This window comes from Bradyrhizobium uaiense, assembly GCF_010811875.1.
Taxonomy (GTDB): Bacteria; Pseudomonadota; Alphaproteobacteria; order Rhizobiales; family Xanthobacteraceae; genus Bradyrhizobium; species Bradyrhizobium uaiense.
Genome location: NZ_VKHP01000440.1, coordinates 1 through 2,812, shown reverse-complemented (window position 1 = coordinate 2,812; position 2,812 = coordinate 1). Strand labels below are relative to the sequence as shown.

Genomic DNA, 2,812 nt, shown 5'->3' with positions numbered 1-2,812 from the left:
CCGGACACGTTGATCATGCTGGCCGAACCGCCGGCCAGCACGTTGAGCGTTCCGCCGGCTGCAACGAACGTTCCCGTGCCGGCCGTGCCGCTGATGGTGCCCTGGATGACGCCGCCGGACGAGACGTTCTCGATGCCGCCGCTGGACACCACGACCGTATTGGACGTGGTCCCCATCACGTTGAGCGTGCCGCCCGCGGAGACGGTGGTCCCGACACCGTTGGAGGATGCCGAGACCAATCCTCCCACCAGGACGTTTTCGATGCCGCCGCTGGAAATGAAGACGTTGCTGGTGACGGTGCCGCCAAGGTTCAGCGTGCCACCCGACAGGGCGATGTCGTGCGCCGTTGCGCCGGCGGAAACATTCATGGCACCGCCGCTGAAGACCGCCTCAACGGCCGCATTGCCGCCGGAGAGAATATTCAGGATGCCGCCGCTTGAAACACCGGCGCCAGTGGTGACGCCACCAGCGGAAACCGTCTGGTTGCCACCCGAGAGGATCGTGGCGCCGGAATCGACGCCACCACTGAAGACGGCCTCGAATCCGCCAGACAGGATAGTGCCCGTCGCGTTGCCGCCGGCTGAACCCGGACTACCGCCTGCGCCGAGTTGGAAGTAGCCGCCGCTCAGCACCGTCGTGCTGGCCGCCGTGCCGCCGCTCAGCATGGTCATCCCGCCGGAGTTGGAGATCGTCGTTGCGGATACTGCACCGCCCGAGGTGACTTGCGCGCCGCCGTTGCCGGCAATCGTGGTGGACACCGCGAGGCCACCGGAGTTTACATCGAGCTGACCGCCCGACACGGTCGTGTTGCTTGCGGTACCACCGGCCGAACCACCCGATCCCTGGAACGGCTGGTAGCCGAGTTGCATGACGCCGGCATTGCCAACAGTGGTGCCCAAGGCCGTGCCGCCTGCGAACACGCTCTCCATCCCATTCGCGGCGACGGTGATGGCGGAGGTCAAGCCACCCGACAGAACGTCGAGGATCAGGCCAGTACCTACCGAATAGCCGCTCACGACAGCGCCAGGCCCCACCTCAAGGTTGGTGCCGCTACCGAAAGTGGTGTTGGAAAGTTGCGAAACGGACGCTCCGCTGACCAGTTCTACGGCGCCGAAATTGGTGACCGAAACGCCGCTGAGGGACCCGCCTGAGAACAGCTTCAGCAGACCACCATTGACAATCGTGACGTTTGCCGATCCGCCGGAAAGGACATCGAGCTCACCGCCGCCGGAAACATTGGTACCGTTCGCGACACCTCCTGACGAAACGGTTTCCAGGCCGCGATCGTGGATATTGATGTTGCTGGTCGTGCTTCCCGCGAGATTGAATTGGCCACCGGCATTCACATTGATGTCATGGGCGGAGGCGCCGGCTTGCAAATTCAGCGCACCGCTGCTGTCGACAGCAACGTGGTTGACGGAGGCACCCGCGGATGCATTCACTGTGCCGACGACATTGACCGTTGGCAGGCCGGCCGAATCCGATGATCCGTTGATGGCACCACCGCCGGAAACGTTCAATGTAGCGCCGCCCGCAATGAACACGGAGCTCGTCACCGTACCCAGAAGGTTGAGCGTTGCTCCGCTCGATACGGTAAAGTCGTGAACGGTGGCGCCGGCTGCGATGCCGGCCGCGGCCCCGGACGACAAGGTGAAGAACTCGGACAGGCCTCCGGAGAGGACATTGAGCGAGCCTCCCGACACCGTAAAGGACTGCGCATTGCCGCCAGAAAGCACGTTCAGCGTGCCGCCCGACACATCGAAGCTCTGCGCGTTGCCTCCGGAAGTAACATTCTCCGTGCCACCGGAGAAGACCTCCGAGTTGCTGGTCTGAGAACCCGCGAGATTAAGGATGCCGCCACTGCTGACGCCGAAGTCGTGGATCGTCGCGCCAAAGTCGGCGGTGACAAGGCCGCCACTCCTGACCGTGAAGTAGGACAGCTGACCGCCCGAGGTCACGCTGACCGTGCCACCCGACACGATCGTCTCGTCGCTGCCGGGAGTGCCCGTCTCGATGCCGCCGGAAGCGATCACAACAAGGCCGCTCGAAAAGACCTCGACGTGGCTTGTCACGGTTCCGGCAACGTTCAGCGTGCCGCCCGACGACACGGTGAGGAACGACGCCGCACCGCCCGAGTAAACGTTGAGCATGCCGCCTGCATACACCGCGGCCGAGACGCTGAGACCGCCGCTCGAGATATTCTGGCTGCCACCGGAGATAATCGCGGCGCCGCTGTCGACACTACCGCTCGAAATCACCTCGGAGCCGCCGCTCAATTGCGTGCCAACGGCGCTGGCGCCGGTCTCAATGATCAGCGTGCCGCCATTCAGGACGGTATCGCCGGATTCAGTGCCAGAAGACACAGTAACGGTCACGCCGCTGGAAATCGTCTGCATGGCTCTGCCTCCAGGCCAGAATGAAATTCATTTGCCCGTTTCGGGCATCGATTGCCTGTCGGCGTCGACGTCCTTTACGCGCTACATTTTGCCGCCGACCGGAAATCCCGGTATGCGGTGAATAATCTGCTTGACGTGATCGGCGGTAATCAGCCGCGTGCATTCAAATTGTCGCGGTGAATTTGCATGCCGCGGACACCACAGAAAATCCTTGTGGTCGAAACGCTCCCGCGGATCGTTCCAGCAACTGTTGCACGCGTGAAAATTGACAATGCGGTAGGGCGTTTCGAATTCGTTGGTCGGATGGGTGAACCCGCTGATCATCACGACCGGCGTCCCCGAGGCCCATGCAAGCCACGACAGGCCGCTCGACAGGCCGATGAAGAAGTCAGCGTGCTTCAGGTAGCGAAACCGCT

2 pseudogenes are annotated in these 2,812 nt (G+C 62.9%); both read right to left on the bottom strand.

Going from position 1 to position 2,812, the window contains the following annotated elements:
* Positions 1–2,396, bottom strand: a pseudogene (locus FNJ47_RS45440) (AIDA repeat-containing protein); the annotation flags it as partial.
* An 81-nt stretch (positions 2,397–2,477) separates the two neighbouring features.
* Positions 2,478–2,812, bottom strand: a pseudogene (locus tag FNJ47_RS45435) (autotransporter strand-loop-strand O-heptosyltransferase); the annotation flags it as partial.